12 protein-coding genes are annotated in these 16,617 nt (G+C 64.3%); 5 read left to right on the top strand and 7 right to left on the bottom strand.

Annotation, left to right across the window (positions count from 1 at the left end):
• Positions 1-5 precede the first annotated feature (5 nt).
• Positions 6-3,515, bottom strand: a complete 3,510-nt coding sequence (locus JG747_RS32135; RefSeq protein ID WP_202360882.1) for a PAS domain-containing hybrid sensor histidine kinase/response regulator — start codon at positions 3,513-3,515, stop codon at positions 6-8.
• Between the two features lie 250 nt (positions 3,516-3,765).
• On the opposite strand from JG747_RS32135, the gene mscL reads away from it, so the two are divergent.
• A complete protein-coding gene (gene mscL, locus JG747_RS32130; RefSeq protein ID WP_027047745.1) occupies positions 3,766-4,185 on the top strand; it encodes a large conductance mechanosensitive channel protein MscL in 420 nt (139 codons plus the stop codon).
• Positions 4,186-4,416: 231 nt separating this feature from the next.
• Positions 4,417-5,583, top strand: coding sequence for a pyridoxal phosphate-dependent aminotransferase (locus tag JG747_RS32125; RefSeq protein WP_202360881.1), 1,167 nt, complete (start codon positions 4,417-4,419; stop codon positions 5,581-5,583).
• A 44-nt stretch (positions 5,584-5,627) separates the two neighbouring features.
• Here JG747_RS32125 and hemA read toward each other — a convergent pair whose 3' ends face one another.
• Positions 5,628-6,905, bottom strand: a complete 1,278-nt coding sequence (gene hemA, locus JG747_RS32120) for a 5-aminolevulinate synthase (protein WP_019863175.1) — start codon at positions 6,903-6,905, stop codon at positions 5,628-5,630.
• A gap of 278 nt (positions 6,906-7,183) precedes the next feature.
• Here hemA and galE point away from each other — a divergent pair, with 278 nt between their 5' ends.
• The 3 genes from galE (at position 7,184) to JG747_RS32105 (ending at position 11,359) form a co-directional block, all read left to right on the top strand.
• A complete protein-coding gene (gene galE, locus JG747_RS32115) occupies positions 7,184-8,179 on the top strand; it encodes a UDP-glucose 4-epimerase GalE (RefSeq protein WP_038644497.1) in 996 nt (331 codons plus the stop codon).
• Positions 8,180-8,280: 101 nt separating this feature from the next.
• A complete protein-coding gene (locus JG747_RS32110) occupies positions 8,281-9,531 on the top strand; it encodes a D-amino acid dehydrogenase (RefSeq protein ID WP_202360880.1) in 1,251 nt (416 codons plus the stop codon).
• A gap of 1 nt (position 9,532) precedes the next feature.
• Complete coding sequence (locus JG747_RS32105) at positions 9,533-11,359, top strand: alanine racemase (protein ID WP_202360879.1); 1,827 nt, start codon at positions 9,533-9,535, stop codon at positions 11,357-11,359.
• On the opposite strand, the gene JG747_RS32100 is transcribed toward JG747_RS32105, so the two are convergent.
• The 5 genes from JG747_RS32100 to JG747_RS32080 are packed head-to-tail and all read right to left on the bottom strand — an operon-like array spanning position 11,360 to position 16,557.
• Entirely contained in the window at positions 11,360-12,736 is a 1,377-nt protein-coding gene (locus JG747_RS32100) for an FGGY-family carbohydrate kinase (RefSeq protein ID WP_069090978.1), read from the bottom strand. It abuts the gene before it with no gap.
• Complete coding sequence (rhaM, locus tag JG747_RS32095; protein ID WP_069090979.1) at positions 12,733-13,050, bottom strand: L-rhamnose mutarotase; 318 nt, start codon at positions 13,048-13,050, stop codon at positions 12,733-12,735. Before rhaM ends, JG747_RS32100 begins: the two co-directional genes overlap by 4 nt.
• On the bottom strand, positions 13,050-14,045 hold the full coding sequence (locus JG747_RS32090) for an ABC transporter permease (RefSeq protein ID WP_202360878.1): 996 nt from the start codon (positions 14,043-14,045) through the stop codon (positions 13,050-13,052). Before JG747_RS32090 ends, rhaM begins: the two co-directional genes overlap by 1 nt.
• Positions 14,042-15,019 (bottom strand): ABC transporter permease, encoded by a 978-nt coding sequence (locus JG747_RS32085; RefSeq protein ID WP_202360877.1) that lies wholly within the window; start codon positions 15,017-15,019, stop codon positions 14,042-14,044. Before JG747_RS32085 ends, JG747_RS32090 begins: the two co-directional genes overlap by 4 nt.
• Positions 15,016-16,557 (bottom strand): sugar ABC transporter ATP-binding protein, encoded by a 1,542-nt coding sequence (locus JG747_RS32080; protein WP_202360876.1) that lies wholly within the window; start codon positions 16,555-16,557, stop codon positions 15,016-15,018. Before JG747_RS32080 ends, JG747_RS32085 begins: the two co-directional genes overlap by 4 nt.
• Positions 16,558-16,617: the final 60 nt, after the last annotated feature.

Below are 16,617 nucleotides of genomic sequence, written 5' to 3'. Positions count from 1 at the left end.
TGGCGTCACTCAGCGGCAGATGCCAGCGGCCTCACCCTGGCCATCATCGAGCGCAGCACCGCCGGTTTCAGCGGCTTGTTGATCACCGCAATATCGAACCCGCCTGCCGCCGCCCGCACCTCGTTGGACCGGTCGGCGGTGACCAGCACGGCGGCCAGATCGTTGCCATGGATCGCCCGCAGTCGGGCGATGATGTCGAGGCCGGTTTCGCCGTCGAGATGGTAGTCGGCAAGCACGATATCCGGGCGATGTATTGCGGCCTTCTCCAGATCCCGGGAGCCGGACACGGTATCGACCTTGCATCCCCAGCCTTCGAGCAGCAGCCGCATGCCCTCGAGGATGCGGGCGTCGTTGTCGATACAGAGCACATGCAGCCCGGCGAGCGAAGCCGCGGCACGGGCGGGAGCCTTGGTTTCGACCTCGCGTCGCGGCTCCTGCACCGCCGCGACGGGCAGGATGACGGAAAAGCGCGTGCCCTTGCCCGGATTGGAGAAGATGCGGATTTCCAGCCGAAGCACCCGGGCGATGCGGTCGACAATGGAGAGCCCAAGGCCGAGACCTTCGGCTTCGCGCGCCCCTTCATCGAGCCGGGTGAATTCATGGAAGACCGTGTTCAGCTTCTCGCCGGCAATGCCGATGCCGGTATCGATCACCTGGATCTCCGCCAGTTCGCCGCGCCGCCGCACGCCGACCAGGATGCGGCCCCTGCGCGTGTACTTGATGGCGTTCGAGACCAGATTCTGGATCAGGCGGCGCAGCAGATTGCGATCGGTCACCACCGTTAGCGAAGACGGCATGATCGTCAGGCCGAGCTTTTTCTCGGCGGCCATTGGCCGAAAATCATTGCCGATCTGGCGCAGCAAACCGTCGAGGTTGAAGGCGGTATCGTCCGGCTTCATCGCGCCGGCATCGAGGCGCGAGATGTCGAGCACGGCGCCGAGAATCGTCTCGACCGATTCCAGCGAGGATTCGATGTTGACCGCCGCCTTGCCTGCTGGGCCCTTGCCGGCCTTCTCGATCAGCGAGGAGCAATAGAGCCGGGCGGCGTTCAGCGGCTGCAGGATATCGTGGCCGGCGGCGGCGAGGAAGCGCGTCTTGCCGAGATTGGCCTCCTCGGCCAGCATCTGCGCCTGCGCCAGTTCCTCGTTGACCCGGGTCAACTCCTCGTTGACGCTAGTCAGCTCGATGGTGCGGGTTTTCACGCGCTGCTCCAGCGATTCATTGGCGCGCTTTAGCGCCAGATCCTGTTCGACGCGCCCGGAAATGTCGGCATAGGTGGCGACGATGCCGCCATCCGGCATCGGATTGGAGCGCAGTTCCAGGATGCGGCCGCTGGTCTTCAGTTCCATCTGCCAGGGGCTGACGAAACTGGTCAGCCGGTTGAGCGTCGTCACGCGCTGGTCGGCGGGGATGTCGCCGCGCTCGGCGAGATGGCGCAGGATCTGATCGAGCGAGACGCCGACCTGGCCCATCTCGTCGGGCAGGTCGAACAGCACCCGGTATTGGCGGTTCCAGCAGATCAGCCGGAAATCGCGGTCGAAGACGGTGATGCCCTGTTCCATCTGGTCGAGCGCGATCTGTAAGAGGTCGCGGTTGTGCTGCAGCGCCTCGGTGGCGTCGTCGAGCAGGCGGAAGGCATCCCTGGATTCACGGTCATGGCGCCGGAACAGCAGCGACAGGATCAGCCGCGCCGAGGAGGAGCCGACGGCGCTGGCCAACAGCTGCTCGGAGAAGCGGATGACGTCCATGCTCGCCTGCTCCTTGCCGTGCAGCGAGGTGCCGTTGGTCTTCTCGAACGACTGGAAAGAGCGCTCGGTGCGCTCGACGCCGAGGTAGCGGGCGATCGTGTCCTTGAGGTCGTTGACGGTGATGGCGGTGCGGAAGCGGCGCAGGCTCGGCATCGGACCGGCGTCGCGTGGCACGAAGATCGACGCCTGGATGCGCTCCAGCGGCACCGACGCGCGCGACAGCGAGCCAAGGACAAAAAACAGCGTGTTGATCGACAGGCTCCACAACACGCCGTGGTTCAGCGGCTCGGCCACGGTACCGAACAGGGCTTGCGGGCGCAGCGCCTCGAAGCCGAAGAGCCCGTGCACGACGATGTCGGTGTCGGGCGCGACAAGCGAGGGCAGGAGCAGCGTGTAGCCCCAGACGATGATGCCGGCGACCATGCCGAGTGCGGCACCCCTGCCATTGGCGCCGCGCCAGATCAACCCGCCGATCAGCGCCGGCGCGAACTGCGCGATGGCCGCGAAGGACATCAGGCCGATCGACGACAGCCGCGCTGAGTTGGTGCTTTCGCGATAGTAGAGGAAGGCGATGAACAACAGGATGAAGATCGCCCCGCGCCGCACATTGAGGATCAGCGTCGACCAGTCCTCGGTCTCGGAGGTCGAGGTCTTGAGCAGGCGGCGCACGAACAGCGGAATGACGAGGTCGTTGGAGATCATGATCGACAGCGCCACGCTTTCGACGATCACCATGGCCGTTGCCGCCGACAGCCCACCGATGAAGGCGGCCATGGCCAGCACGTCGTGGCCGCTGAACAGGGGCAGCGACAGCACATAGAGATCGCTGCTGGTGCCGGTGCCGACCAGCGACAGGCCGGCAAAGGCGATCGGCAGCACGAACAGGTTGATCGCCACGAGGTAGAGCGGAAACACCCAGGTCGCGGTCCGCAACTCGGCCTCGCCGCGGTTCTCGACAATGGTGACGTAGAACTGCCGCGGCAGCATGACGATGGCAAAGCCGCTCAGACAAGTCAGCACCAGCCAGGTGGCGAGCGAGGTGTTGTAGCCCATCGCCTGGCGCACCTGAGCATTCTGCGCCAGCTTGGTGAACATGTCGCCCGGGCCGCCGAAGATCAGGAAGGTGACCATCAGGCCGATCGCCAGGAAGGCGGCGAGCTTGACGACGGTTTCGACCGCCACCGCCAGCACCAGCCCGTCCTGGTGTTCGGTGGCGTCGGCATGGCGGGTGCCGAACAAGACGGCAAACAAGGCCAGCAGCATGGCGACGACCAGCGATATGTCGCTGACGAACGGATCGAAGGAGGGCGGCGACCCCGTATAGTGCTCTACCATCAGGCTGACCGAACCGGAAATCGCCTTCAGCTGCAGCGCGATATAGGGCACCGCCCCGATGGTGGCGATCAGCGTGGCGATCGCCGCGACGGTGAAGCTTTTGCCGTAGCGCGCGCCGAGGAAGTCGGCGATCGAGGTGATCTTCTCGGTCTTGGCCAGCCGCACGATGCGGTTGAGCAGCGGAAAACCGAACACGAACACCAGCACCGGGCCGGTATAGATACCGAGGAATTCGAGGCCGCGTTCGGAGGAGAGCCCGACCGAGCCGAAGAAGGTCCACGAGGTACAATAGATCGCCAGGCTGAGCGCATAGATGAACGGCCGCGCACGACCGGGTCCGGAGATGGCCGAGCGGCGGTCGCCCAGGCTGGCGATGGCGAACAGCAACGTCACATAGGCGATCGCGATGATGACGATGAACAAGCCTTGCACGCCTGGAATTTCCTCCTTTGCCGTCTTTTTATCCGGCTTATCCGAACGCAATCACAGCTTGGCGCCGGAGTCCATTGCGGCTTTGGGCGCATGAAGCGCGTGATTTCTCGAGGTTGACGCAGGGGAGGGAGAAAGCGGTTGCTTTCTCCTTTTTGCCCATGTTGCAACCGGAGGTTTTTGTTATGTTGTCGCCGGGTCGATGCCGCAAGGACGGAACGGCAGCGCGGCCGGTCATGACAAGGAGGGTCGAATGCTGAAAGAATTCCAGGAATTCATTTCCAAGGGTAACGTGATGGACTTGGCCGTCGGCGTCATCATCGGCGCGGCCTTCGGCAAGATCGTCACTTCGCTGGTCGATGATGTCATCATGCCTTTCATTGGCGCGCTCGGAGGGGTCGATTTCAACAACTACTTCATTGGCCTGTCGCACAACGTGACTGCGACAAACCTTGAAGATGCGCGCAAGCAAGGCGCTGTCTTTGCCTATGGCAGCTTCATCACCGTGGCGCTGAACTTCCTGATCATCGCCTTTGTCATCTTCCTGATGGTCAAGGGGGTGAACAATCTGCGCCGGCGGCTCGAGCGCGAGAAGCCGGCTGCCCCGGCCGCACCACCCCCCGCCGATGTCGCGCTCCTCACCGAAATCCGCGATCTGCTCGCCAAACGATAATTCAGCCGACCATTGCTGGACCAAAACCCCGGTCGTTCGCGGCTGGGGTTTTCTGTTTTCGTATCTGGTAAAGAGCGGCAAGCCTAGAGCAATTCCAGGAAAAGTGTGAAACGGGTTTCCTAGGGAAACCGCGTAGCGCTTTCCCTGGGGAATTGCGTTAAAACAAAGAGTTAGAACGGTTTGCCGTTTCCGTGAAACAGTGAACTACTCTAAGGGAAAACGGATTTGTCCATGAGCCTGATCGATAGCTTTCGCGCCGAAGCCCGCGCCGCACCGGAAAGCGGCATTGTCGCCGTCGTCAACTACGGCCGCCTGCGCGAGGGCCTGATCCCGTTATGGGCCGGCGAGGGCGACCTGCCGACACCCGCCTTCATCACCGATGCCGCGTCGAAGGCGCTGGCCGGCGGCGAGACGTTCTACACCTGGCAGAGGGGCATCCCCGATCTCAGGCAGGGGCTGGCACGATACTACGCCAGGCATTTCGGCAAGACGTTCCCGGAGGAGCAGTTCATCGTCACCGGATCCGGCATGCATGCCATCCAGATGTCCCTTACCGCTCTCGCCGGCGCCGGCGACGAGGTGATCTATCTGTCGCCGGCCTGGCCGAATTTCGACGCCGCCGCCGCCCTGTCGGGAGCCGTTCCGGTGCCCGTCACGCTCGATCATTCCGGCAATGGCTGGTCCTGCGACGTCGAGAAGATCGCCGCGGCGATCACGCCGCGCACCAAGGCGCTGTTCATCAACACGCCGTCGAACCCGACCGGCTGGACCGCCGATCACGAGACCTTGCAGGCGATCCTCGACCTGGCGCGCGCCAAGAACGTCTGGATCATCGCCGACGAGATCTATTCGCTGTTCCACTATGGCCATGGCCGTGCGCCGTCCTTCCTCGACATCGCGACGGAGGAAGACCGCATCCTGTTCGTCAACTCCTTTTCCAAGAACTGGGCGATGACCGGCTGGCGCGTCGGCTGGATCAAGACGCATCCGAGCCTGCAGCAGGTGTTCGAGAACCTGATCCAGTATTCGAATTCCGGCGTTGCCCAGTTCATGCAGCGCGGCGCGGTCGCAGCTCTTGACGAGGGCGATGGCTTCGTCGCCGAACAGGTGGAGCGGGCGAGAAAAGCGCGCGACCTGGTCTGCGGTATTCTCGGCGCCACCGGCAGCGCTCGGTTTACCGTGCCGCAGGGCGCCTTCTATCTGTTCTTCGCCGTCGACGGCATCACCGATTCCCGCGCCGCCGCCTTCGACATCGTCGACAAGGCCAATGTCGGCCTGGCGCCCGGCACCGCCTTCGGCCCCGGCGGCGAAGCCTTCCTCAGGCTGTGCTTCCATCGCCGCCTCGACCAGGTCGAGGACGCCGCGCACCGGCTGGCGAAATGGATGAGGACTGTCTAGTCGACTTGCGTCGGCCGGCAGTCGAACAGCGTTTCAAATGGGCTTCAGCCGCCTGACTTGGGCACCAGCAGCGGAACGATCCGGTCGCTTTTGGCGACCGAGGGCCGTCCTGCCGAGCCGTAGGGAATGCCGAGCGCGTCCCATGTCTCGACCAGCGCGTCCTGCAGTCCAGCGATCAGCGCATCGGAATGGAACGGCGTCGGCGTGATGCGCAGCCGCTCGGTGCCGCGCGGCACGGTCGGGTAGTTGATCGGCTGGATGTAGATGCCGTGCACGCCGAGCAGGCGGTCGCTGGCCATTTTGCAAAGCTCAGGGTCGCCGACCAGCACCGGCACGATATGGGTTGGCGAGTCCATCACCGGCAGGCCGGCGGCAGCAAGCACCTGCTTGGTCCGGGATGCCTGCTGCTGCTGGGCATCGCGCTCGGCCTGCGAGCGCTTGAGATGCCGGATCGAGGTGGTGGTGGCCGCGGCGATGGCCGGCGGCAGCGCCGTGGTGAAGATGAAGCCCGGCGCATAGGAGCGCACCGCGTCGATCACCGCGCTGGTGCCGGTGATATAGCCGCCCAGCGTGCCGAACGCCTTGGCCAAGGTGCCCTGGATGATGTCGATGCGGTCGGCCAGGCCTTCGCGCTCGGTGATGCCGCCGCCGCGCGGTCCGTACATGCCGACAGCATGGACCTCGTCGATATAGGTCATGGCGTTGTATCGCTCGGCGAGCTCGACGATCTCCCGGATCGGCGCGATGTCGCCGTCCATCGAATAGACGCTTTCGAAGACGATCAGCTTGGCGCGTTCGCGCCCCGCCGCCTGCAGCAGGCTTTCCAGATGCGCGACGTCATTGTGGCGGAAGATCTTCTTCTCGGCGCCCGAGCGGCGCACGCCTTCGATCATCGAGGCGTGGTTCAACTCGTCCGAAATGATCAGGCAATTGGGCAAAAGCCGCGCGATCGTCGAGATCGAAGCTTCGTTGGAGACGAAGCCGGAGGTGAAGACCAGAGCCGCGTCCTTGCCGTGCAGGTCGGCAAGCTCATGCTCGAGCTCGACCAGCGGGTTGGAGGTGCCGGAAATGTTGCGGGTGCCGCCGGCGCCCGAGCCCATCTTGCCGGCCGCGTTCTGGAACGCGGCGATGACGTCCGCGTGCTGGCCCATGCCGAGATAGTCGTTGGAGCACCAGACGGTGATTTCCTCGGCGCGGCCGTTGGAGCGCCAGATGGCGCGCGGAAACTTGCCCGCGATGCGCTCGAGGTCGGCGAAGACACGATAGCGACGCTCGGCATGGAGCTGGTCGATCGCTTCTTCGAAGAACCGCTGGTAGTTCATGTCGGCTTCCCAATTTTGCGCGGGATCATAATCATTGGCCTATTGGTCGTCCACCGGGCCATTTTGGTCAAAATGCCACGCCCCGCACATGTTCCTAACGATGGCGGATCGTGGCCTATTCCCATTCCACGACACGCACTGTGGATCACTTTTGTTTCAGCACGATGCCACATTTGGTGAACGCCGGTTACCAAGGGTTCTAATGGCCATGCGGCAGGCTTTCCAGTAAGGCGGTGTTTGAGACAGTTTCCGATAAATCTTGAGATGCGAGGATGCGGATGACGGTTTTGGTGACAGGCGGTGCCGGCTATATCGGCAGCCACATGGTCTGGGAATTGCTGGATGCGGGCGAAAGCGTGGTCGTGCTCGACCGCCTTTCCACCGGCTTCGAATGGGCGGTGGCGCCGGAGGCAAAGCTGGTCGTCGGCGATGTCGCCGACAAGGAATTGGTCGGTTCGATCATCAGGGACAATCATGTCGACGCGATCATCCATTTCGCCGGTTCCATCGTGGTCCCCGAATCGGTCGCCGAGCCGCTCGCCTACTATGAGAACAACACCTCAAAGACGCGCACGCTGATCGAAACCGCGGTGCGCGAGGGCGTGCCGCATTTCATCTTTTCCTCGACCGCCGCCGTCTATGGCGGCGCCGGGCTGGAGCCGGTGCGCGAGGATGCCCGTCTGGCGCCGGAATCGCCCTATGGCCTGTCCAAGCTGATGAGCGAATGGATGTTGCGCGATGCCGGCCTCGCGCACGACATCCGCTACACCGCGCTGCGCTATTTCAACGTCGCCGGCGCCGATCCCAAGGGCCGCACCGGCCAGTCGACGCCGGGCGCCACGCATCTGATCAAGGTCGCCTGCGAGACCGCGCTCGGCAAGCGGCCTTTCATGCAGGTGTTCGGCACCGATTACCCGACGCCCGACGGCACCTGCATGCGTGACTATATCCATGTCAGCGACCTGGCAGCCGCGCATCGCCTGGCGCTGCAGCGGCTGCGCGCCGGGGGACAGAGCCTCATCGCCAATTGCGGCTACAGCCATGGCTATTCGGTGCTCGAGGTCATTGAGAGCGTGCGCCGCGCCTTTGGCCACGATTTCGAGGTGAAAATGGGCGACCGGCGTCCCGGCGACGCCGCGGCGGTGGTCGCCAATTCGGACCTTGCCCGGGCGGAACTCGGTTGGACACCGCAACGCGACGATCTCGACCAGATCGTTGCCGACGCACTCGCCTGGGAGCGCATCCTGACCAGCAAGAACTCCGCCCGCGGCTGAGCCAAGCCCCGAGGGCTCGCAAGGCGCGCGGCGACGCGCTATGGAAGCAGTCGCGACGCGGCGTCGAGGCGCCGCGCCGCCGAGAGCTTTTGGGGGATGGCATGAAGATAACGGTGCTCGGCGCCGGCGTTGTCGGTACGGCAGCAGCCTATTACCTGGCCGCCGACGGCCACGAGGTCACCGTGATCGAGCGCCATGTCGCGCCGGCGCGGGGCACCAGCCAATCCAATGCCGGCCTGGTTTCGCCGGGTGACGCCACCGCCTGGGCCTCGCCGGCGGCGCTGAAGACGTTTCTGCGCGGGCTCTACAATCATGATCTCGGCATCAAGGTGCGGCTGCGCTTCGATCCCTATTTCCTCGCCTGGAGCCTGCGTTTCCTGCGCCAATGCACGGTGGCCCGCCTGCGCGCCAACAGCCAGGTCAAGCTGCGCCTCGCGCTCTATTCGCGCGACTGCATCAACGCCATCTCGGCCGACACCGGCATCCACTATGACGAGCGCAAGAAAGGCATCCTCTATTTCTTCCGCTCGCAGCACAGCCTCGACACCGGCACCGACAATTACCGCTATCTGGCCGAGCACGGCCTGCCGATCGAGATCGTCGGCCGCGACCGGCTGGTCGAGCTCGAGCCGGGCCTTGCCGGCGTGAAGGAAAAGATCGCCGGCGGCGTCTATTCGCCGATCGACCAGACCGGCGATTCCCGGAAGTTCGTGGAAAAGCTCGCCGCTCATGCCGCCGAAAAGCTCGGCGTGAAATTCCTCTACGGCACGACGGTCGAGGGTCTCGACATGGAGGGCGACCGGGTGCGGGCGGTGATGACCTCGGCCGGACCGGTGACCGGTGACGCCGTCGTCATCTCGATGGGGCCGGAAAGCGGTCTGCTTGGCCGCCGCTACGGCATCGACCTGCCGGTCTATCCGGTGAAGGGCTATACCGCGACCATTCCGCTGGAAGACGAGAGCAAGGGGCCGACCATGGGCGGCGCCGACGAGGACCAGCTGATGGCCTATTCGAGGCTCGGCAACCGGTTGCGGCTGGCTTCGACCGCTGAATTCACCGGCTTCGACCGCTCCCACAAACCCAGCGACTTTGCCACCATGTTCAGGACCGCAAAGGACCTCTTTCCCGGCGCTTTCGACGAGAAGAAGGCGGAGCTCTGGGCGGGCCTCAGGCCGATGATGCCGGGCTCCGTGCCGGTCATTGGCCAGGCACGCTATCAAAACCTCTATCTCGACACCGGCCACGGCCATGTCGGCTGGACCATGGCCTGCGGCTCCGGAAAATTCCTGGCCGACCTCGTTGCCGGCCGTAAGCCCGAGATCGACCCGCAGGGGCTTGTGTACGGGGGATAAGATGTCGGGACCGCAAGTCGCCATCGACCTTGGCCGTATCGAGCGCAACGCCCGCACCATTGTCGACCGCTGCGCCCTGTCCGGCATCAAGGTGTTCGGTGTCACCAAGGGCATGTGCGGCATGCCGCAAGTGGCGCGTGCCATGCTGCGCGGCGGCGTCGCCGGCATTGCCGAATCGCGTTTCGAAAACATCCGCCGGCTGCGCGACAGCGGCATCAACGCGCCGATCATGCTGCTGCGCAGTCCACCCATGGCGCGCATCGAGGAGGTGGTGCGCACCGTCGACATCAGCCTGCAGTCGGAACTCGCCACCATCCGCGAGATCTCGCGCATCGCCGAGCGCATGGGCCGCGTCCACGACATCATGCTGATGATCGATCTCGGCGACCTCCGCGAAGGCATCTGGCCGAGCGACCTGATCCCCACGGTCGAGCGGATCCTCGAGTTCAAGGGCGTGCGCGTCGCCGGCATCGGCACCAATCTCGGCTGTTTCGGCGCCATCATGCCGACGCCGGAGAATCTCGGCCAACTCGTCGCCCATGCCTACAAGACCGAACGCCTGTCCGGCAAAAGCCTCGACTGGATCTCCGGCGGCGCCTCGTCGTCGCTGACACTGCTGCTCGAAGGCAAACTGCCCGCCGGCATCAACAATCTCCGGGTCGGCGAGGCGATCCTGCAAGGCGGCGTCGAAACCTTCCGCGATGTGCCATGGGCCGAACTCGAGACCGACGCCTGCCGCCTGACCAGCGACATCATCGAGGTCAAGCTGAAGCCGTCGCGGCCGATCGGCGAGTCCGGCTACGACGCTTTCGGCAACCAGCCGGTCTTTCCCGACGAGGGCGACAGGCTGCGCGCCATCGCCAATATCGGCCGCGAGGATGTGCTGGTCGAAGGGCTGACGCCGATCGCCAAGGGGATTCGCGTTCTCGGCGCCTCCAGCGACCATCTGCTGCTCGACGTGCAGGACGCCGACCCGCCGCCCGCCGTCGGCGACCGCGTCGCCTTCCGCATGAGCTACGGCGCCATGCTGCTGGCGATGACGTCGGAATATGTCGAAAAGGCCCAGATGCATGACGTCGCCGACTTTTCCGGCCGCAAGATGGTGTCGATCTCGGCCGAACAGGAAGCCGCCGGCGTTCTTGCCCGCGAGGGGACCGGCGCGCGGCTGGAGGCGATGAATTTCGACGTCGTGGAACTCACCGATGTCGAGCGGCCGCCCTCCGGGTTGATCCGGCTGAGTGCCGGCGCCGATCGCCGCATCGCCCACAAGGCGCTGACGGCGACGGCGCGCGCGACGCACTCCTTCGGCCTGATCTGGATCGATTCCATCGCCGCGCTGATGCCGGAAGACGAAGAGGGCATCGACCTGCCGGAAGGTTCTGTGCTGGCCCGGACCCTCGGCCTCGATCACAAGGCCGGCGCGCTGCAGCCGCAGCTGTCGCCGGAAAATGTCGTCATCGTCGGCCTGCGCCATGCCGACCCGGCCGAGGCGCGGGTGCTGAAGGATTCGCGAGTGTCGGCCTTCACCATGACCGATATCGACGCCATGGGCATGCGCGACCTGATGCATGAGGCGATCCGCATCGCCACGTCGGGCACGCAAGGCTTTCATCTCAGCTATTCGCCGACAGCGACTGAATTCGCCGGCTGGGCGGCTGGCTCCGGCGGGCTAACGGTGCGAGAGACGCATCAGGCGATGGAGGCGATCGCGCTCTCCGGCGGCCTGCTGTCGATGGATATTTCGGGCCTGACCAAGCATATGGAGCCCAGGATCGGCGCCGACACCGTGAACTTCGTCATGTCGGCCTTCGGCAAGCGGATCCTGTGATCAGCCCCGTGCTTCGACCGCCGCGCGCCACGCCCTGACATAGGCTGCCCAGGCCGGGTCGGTCGGCGGTTCCAGTCGCGCGCCCTTGCCATGCGCCGTGACCTGATCGGACGCCAGCAGTGCCGCGCCGATGCTGGTTCCCGTGGCCGCTTCAGAGGCGACGACGGCGCGGCCTGTGCTTGCGGCCAGCATGCCGACAAACAGGCGATTGCGGGCAAACGGTCCTTCGATGGTGGTCGGGCCATCGGCGCCGATCAGGTCGAGGCAGGTCGCCGTCATCAGTGCCAGGTAGAACGAGATGGAGGCAAAGCGCTGGCCATTGTTCATGCCGTCGGCATTGAGCCATGTCGCGGCCTGATGCGGGAACGGCCCTGATCCCTGTTGCGTCGACGGCAGCAGCAATGTCCTTCGCGCGAGCACGGCCCGGACATCATTGTCGCTCCAAGTCTCCGGCCGGCCCTCAGTCAGCACGGAAAATTCGCGGCCGCCCATGAAACGGGCCGAGGGGATGGGGTCGCCCAGCGCGTTGACATTGACCAAAGTATCGCGCGCCGGATCGAGATCGACCGTCCTGCCGCCCACCGCCATCGACACCACCCAGGTGCCGGTCGAGACGACCGAAAAGGGTGGCACGTCGGACAGGAGATGCGGCAGCAGCGAGGCGTTGGAATCGTGCAGGCCGCAGAACACGGGGGTTTGCGCATCAAGGGCGGTGCGCGCGGCAAGCGCTGGCAGGATCGGACCAAGGCGATCCCTGGCCGGCCGCACCGGTGCCATCAGGCCGCGCCAATCCAACCGATCGACCAGCGACGAAAAGTCGGCATGCCATGGATTCCACAGATCGGTGTGGCAACCAAGCGAGGTCACTTCGTTGGCGGCGACGCCGGTCAGGCGCAGCGCCCAGTATTGCGGGTACATCAGAATCGCGGCCGCATGCGCGAACGCCGCCGGAAAGCACTTCTGCTGCCAAAAGAGTTGCGCGCCGAGATTGAGGCCGATTGGCAGGCGCGGCGTCCCGGTCTCGACGAAGGGCGGTCGAACAGCGTCATAGTCCGCCGCCAGCCTGTCGGGGCCGTCGAACTCATAGTCCAGCACCGGCAGAACCAGTTCGCCCGAAGCGTCGACCAGCGCACCCGTCGCGCCATGCGTGGTGATCGATATGGCGTCGATGCGCCGTTCGCGGTTGAGGCCGGCAAGGCTGTCGAGGATGAATGTCCACAGCGCCTCGACATCGTGATGTGGGTAGGGCTTCTGCCGCAGCGGCGCATTTGCCATGCGGCGCAGCGCCACCTCGCTCAATGTCGCGAGGTCGACAAGCGCCACCTTGGCGTTGGTCTTGCCGATGTCGATGACGGCGATGTGGCGAAGCGCGCTCATGCCATATGGAACATAGTTTCCAGCGGCACGGCCACCGGCTCATTGTCCGGCTTCGTTTCCATGATGTCGGCCATGTGAGCCCACCAGCGCTGCATCACCGGGTGCTTCGGCAATTCGGCCATGCCATGATCGTCCCGCCGCCACAACACGCCGAACAGGATGTTGGTCTCTTCGTCGAGATGGATCGAGTAGTCGGACACGCCGGCCTCCTTCAAGAGCGCGACCAGCGACGGCCAGATCTCGTCATGGCGTCTCCTGTACTCGGCCTTCATGCCCGGTTTGAGCTTCATCTTGAACGCGTATTTCTCAGGCATCAGCTGCTACCACGCAGTCGCCGCCAGACAATCGGCAGGGCGATGACGATGATCAGCAGCACGCCGATGAAGATCGACATGACGATGCCGGGCACGTTGAGCAGGCCGAGCCCGAAGGTCACCAGCCCCATGATGAAGGCGGCGAGTACGACGCCGACAATGCTACCGGCCCCCCCCAGAATGCTGACGCCGCCGAGCACCACCATGGTGATGACTTCCAGCTCATAGCCTTGCGCGATCGACGGCCTCGTCGAGCCGAGCCGCGAGGTGATCAGCACCGAGGCGATGCCCGACATCAGTCCGGTCAGGCAGAACAGGATGAATTTGATGCGGCCGACGCGCACGCCGGAAAACTGCGCCGCGACCGGATTGTTGCCGATGGCAAAGACGCGGCGGCCGAAACTCGTGCGATGCAGCAGGAACCGGTAGACGACGGCGGCGATGAGGAAGAGCACCAACTCGAACGAGACCACCCACCAGACATAGCCCTGGCCGAAGAAGGCGAAGCTTTCGGGATAGCCCTTATAGGCCTGGTCGCCGAGGATGATGAAGGCGATGCCGCGGAACAGGCTCATTGTGCCTATTGTGACGACGATTGAGGGCAGGCCGAGCCTTGTCACCAACAGCCCGTTGAAGGCGCCGCAGCCGAGGCCTACGACGATGCCGATCAGCACCAGCACCGGCGTGTCCGCGCCGGCCTGCACCGCCATGCCCATCATGGTCGAGGCGAGCGCTATTATTGCGGCCACCGACAGATCGATCTCGCCCGAAATGATCAGCAATGCCATGGCAAAGGCGATCAGGCCCTTCTCGGTGAAATTGAAGGTGAGATCGGACAGCGAATACGGATCGAGGAAATAGGGTGAGGCAAAACTGTTGATGGCGAAGATGGCGACGGCCACCACGATCAACAGCGCCTCCCAGGAAAAGATCGCCGAGCGAAACGGCTTATCGAGCCGGTCGGGAATATGCCGCGGGGCAGGGATGTCGGTCATGCCACCTCCGCCTTTCTCAGGATGATGCGGCCTTGCTGGCGTTCACCGCGCGCGTTAAGCACAACAGCCAGGATGATGGCGCTGCCCGAAATCGCCATCTGCCAAAAGGGCGAGATGTTGATGACCGGCAGCGCGTTGGAAATGATGCCGAGGAACAGCGCGCCAAGCACCGCGCCGCCGACCGTGCCGATGCCGCCGGCGATCGAGATGCCGCCGATGACGCAGGCGGCGATGATGTTGAGTTCATAACCGTTGGCGACCTCGACCGAGGCGATGACGTAGCGCGAGATCCAGAGGTAGCCGGCAAGCCCGCCGATCATGCCGGAGATGCAGAAGACGATGAATTTCGTGCGGCCGACATCGATGCCGGTATAGACCGACGCCGTCGGGTTGACGCCGATGGCATAGATCGAGCGGCCGAGCGCGGTGCGTGTCATCAGCACGAAGAACAGCGCGATGACCAGGATGGCGATCCAGGACAGCACCGGAATGCCGAGGAAGGCCGCGCGCTGGAAACCGATGAAATCCGGGCTCATCTTGTCGGCATTGACCCAGGCGCCGCCGGACAGGACGAAGGTGGCGCCGCGATAGATGGTGAGTGTGCCCAAAGTCACCACGATCGAGGGGATGTTCAGCCGCCACACCAGAAGGCCGTTGATGGCGCCGAGCACCAGCCCGACCGCCAGCGCGATGACGATCAGTGCCGGGATCGGGATCGCCGGGTGCGCGGCGTTCAGCATCGCCACCACCATGCCGGTGAAGCAGAGGTTGGAGGCCATCGACAGGTCGATCGACCGTGTCAGGATGACCACCATCTGGCCGAGCGCCAGGATCATCAGGATCGAGGTGTCGTTGAACACCTGGCGCAGATTGCCGGGGTCGGCGAAGGCCGGGAAGCGGGTTGAGATCAGCCCGATCAAAACAACGATCGCCGCGGCCAGCCAGATCTCGCGGTATTTCAGAAAGGCCTTCATGCCGCGATCCCCGCTGCCGTCCGGACCAGCGTCTCGGCGTCCAGCCCCTTATTGTCATAGACCGCCGCGACAAGGCCCTCGCGCATGACCACCACCCGGTCGGACATGCCGAGTATCTCCGGCAGTTCCGACGACACCATGATCACCGACAGGCCCTGCGCTACCAGCTCGGCCATGAAGCCGTGCACGGCGGCTTTCGAGCCGATATCGATGCCCTTGGTCGGCTCGTCCAGGATGATCACCTTGGGCGCGGTCGCCAGCCATTTGGCGATGACGATCTTCTGCTGGTTGCCGCCCGACAGCGTGCCGACATCCTGGCTGAGCGACGAGGCCCTGAGGTCAAGCCGCTCGGTGTAGGAGCGGGCGAGCGAAAACTCTTCCGCCAGCCGCAGCAGGCCTGACTTGGAGGTACGCTTGAGCGAGGGCAGCGAGACGTTCTGGAAGATCGGCAGGCCGATCACCACGCCCTGCTTGCCGCGTTCCTCCGGCACATAGACGATGCCGGCCTCGATCGAATCCGCCGCCGTTTTCGGCGCTATCGCCTTGCCTTCCAGCGTGATCGTGCCGCCTGATGTGCGCGTGATGCCTGAGATAGCCTGCATGACCTCGCTGCGCCCGGCGCCGACAAGGCCGTAGAAGCCGAGGATTTCGCCCTTGTGCAGCTCGAAGCCGATATTGTTGAACTCGGTCGGGTGCGACAGGCCGGAGACGGAGAGCACCGGCGCACCGATCTCGGCCTTGCGCTGCGGGAAGATGTGGTCGACCGAGCGGCCGACCATCATGCGCACGATCTGGCTCTGGCCAGCATCCTTGATCAGGCCTTCGCCAACCATCTCGCCGTCGCGGAACACCGTGTAGCGGTCGGCGATGCGGTAAATCTCGTCGAACTTGTGGCTGATGAACAGGATCGCCTTGCCTTCCTCCTTGAGGAATTCGATGAGCAGGAACAGCTCCTCGATCTCCTTCATCGAAAGGGCTGCTGTCGGCTCGTCCATGATGACGATCTGCGCGTCGATCGACATGGCGCGCGCCACCGCGACGAGATGCTTGTTGGCGATGCCGAGATCTTTCAGGCGCGCATCGGCGTCGATATGGCCGGCATGCATGGTGTCGAGCACTTCGCGGGCATTTTTGCGCATCGTGCGCCAGTCGATGGTGCCTAGCCGTGTGCGCGGCGCGTGGCTGAGAAAGATGTTTTCGGCGACGCTCAGATCGTCGAACAGCACGGTTTCCTGATGGATGGCGGTGACGCCATGGCCGAAGGCGGCATGCGCGCTGGGCAAGGTGACGGCCTGGCCGTCGATGCTGATCGTGCCCGAATCCGGCTGATAGATGCCGGTCATGATCTTGACCAGCGTCGACTTGCCGGCGCCGTTCTCGCCGATCAGTGCCGTCACCTGGCCGGGGTAGAGCGACAGACTGACATTGTGCAGCGCGCGCACGCCGGGAAAGCTTTTCGAGATGCCGGACAGCGACAGGCTTGGCGCGGAGGCCGCTGGCCCCTCCTTCACCGTGCCGTGCTGGGCTGTCGTGTCCATGGTCGTATCAAGCCCTGAAAGTAGGTCCGTTAAAAATCGCGGCGGGATGTGAGCCCCGCC

It is taken from the genome of Mesorhizobium sp. 131-3-5 (assembly GCF_016756575.1).
GTDB classification, from domain to species: Bacteria; Pseudomonadota; Alphaproteobacteria; order Rhizobiales; family Rhizobiaceae; genus Mesorhizobium; species Mesorhizobium jarvisii.
Note: the sequence above shows the minus strand (reverse complement) of the source record. Positions and strands in the feature narration are given on the sequence as shown.

Excerpts from the sequence above, each read along its gene's own strand:
- JG747_RS32110 (WP_202360880.1), top strand. The coding sequence starts at position 8,281 with ATGAAGATAACGGTGCTCGGCGCCGGCGTTGTCGGTACGGCAGCAGCC.
- JG747_RS32125 (WP_202360881.1), top strand. The coding sequence starts at position 4,417 with ATGAGCCTGATCGATAGCTTTCGCGCCGAAGCCCGCGCCGCACCGGAA.
- JG747_RS32090 (WP_202360878.1), bottom strand. The coding sequence starts at position 14,045 with ATGACCGACATCCCTGCCCCGCGGCATATTCCCGACCGGCTCGATAAG.
- mscL (WP_027047745.1), top strand. The coding sequence starts at position 3,766 with ATGCTGAAAGAATTCCAGGAATTCATTTCCAAGGGTAACGTGATGGAC.
- hemA (WP_019863175.1), bottom strand. The coding sequence starts at position 6,905 with ATGAACTACCAGCGGTTCTTCGAAGAAGCGATCGACCAGCTCCATGCC.
- galE (WP_038644497.1), top strand. The coding sequence starts at position 7,184 with ATGACGGTTTTGGTGACAGGCGGTGCCGGCTATATCGGCAGCCACATG.
- rhaM (WP_069090979.1), bottom strand. The coding sequence starts at position 13,050 with ATGCCTGAGAAATACGCGTTCAAGATGAAGCTCAAACCGGGCATGAAG.
- JG747_RS32085 (WP_202360877.1), bottom strand. The coding sequence starts at position 15,019 with ATGAAGGCCTTTCTGAAATACCGCGAGATCTGGCTGGCCGCGGCGATC.
- JG747_RS32080 (WP_202360876.1), bottom strand. The coding sequence starts at position 16,557 with ATGGACACGACAGCCCAGCACGGCACGGTGAAGGAGGGGCCAGCGGCC.
- JG747_RS32100 (WP_069090978.1), bottom strand. The coding sequence starts at position 12,736 with ATGAGCGCGCTTCGCCACATCGCCGTCATCGACATCGGCAAGACCAAC.
- JG747_RS32105 (WP_202360879.1), top strand. The coding sequence starts at position 9,533 with ATGTCGGGACCGCAAGTCGCCATCGACCTTGGCCGTATCGAGCGCAAC.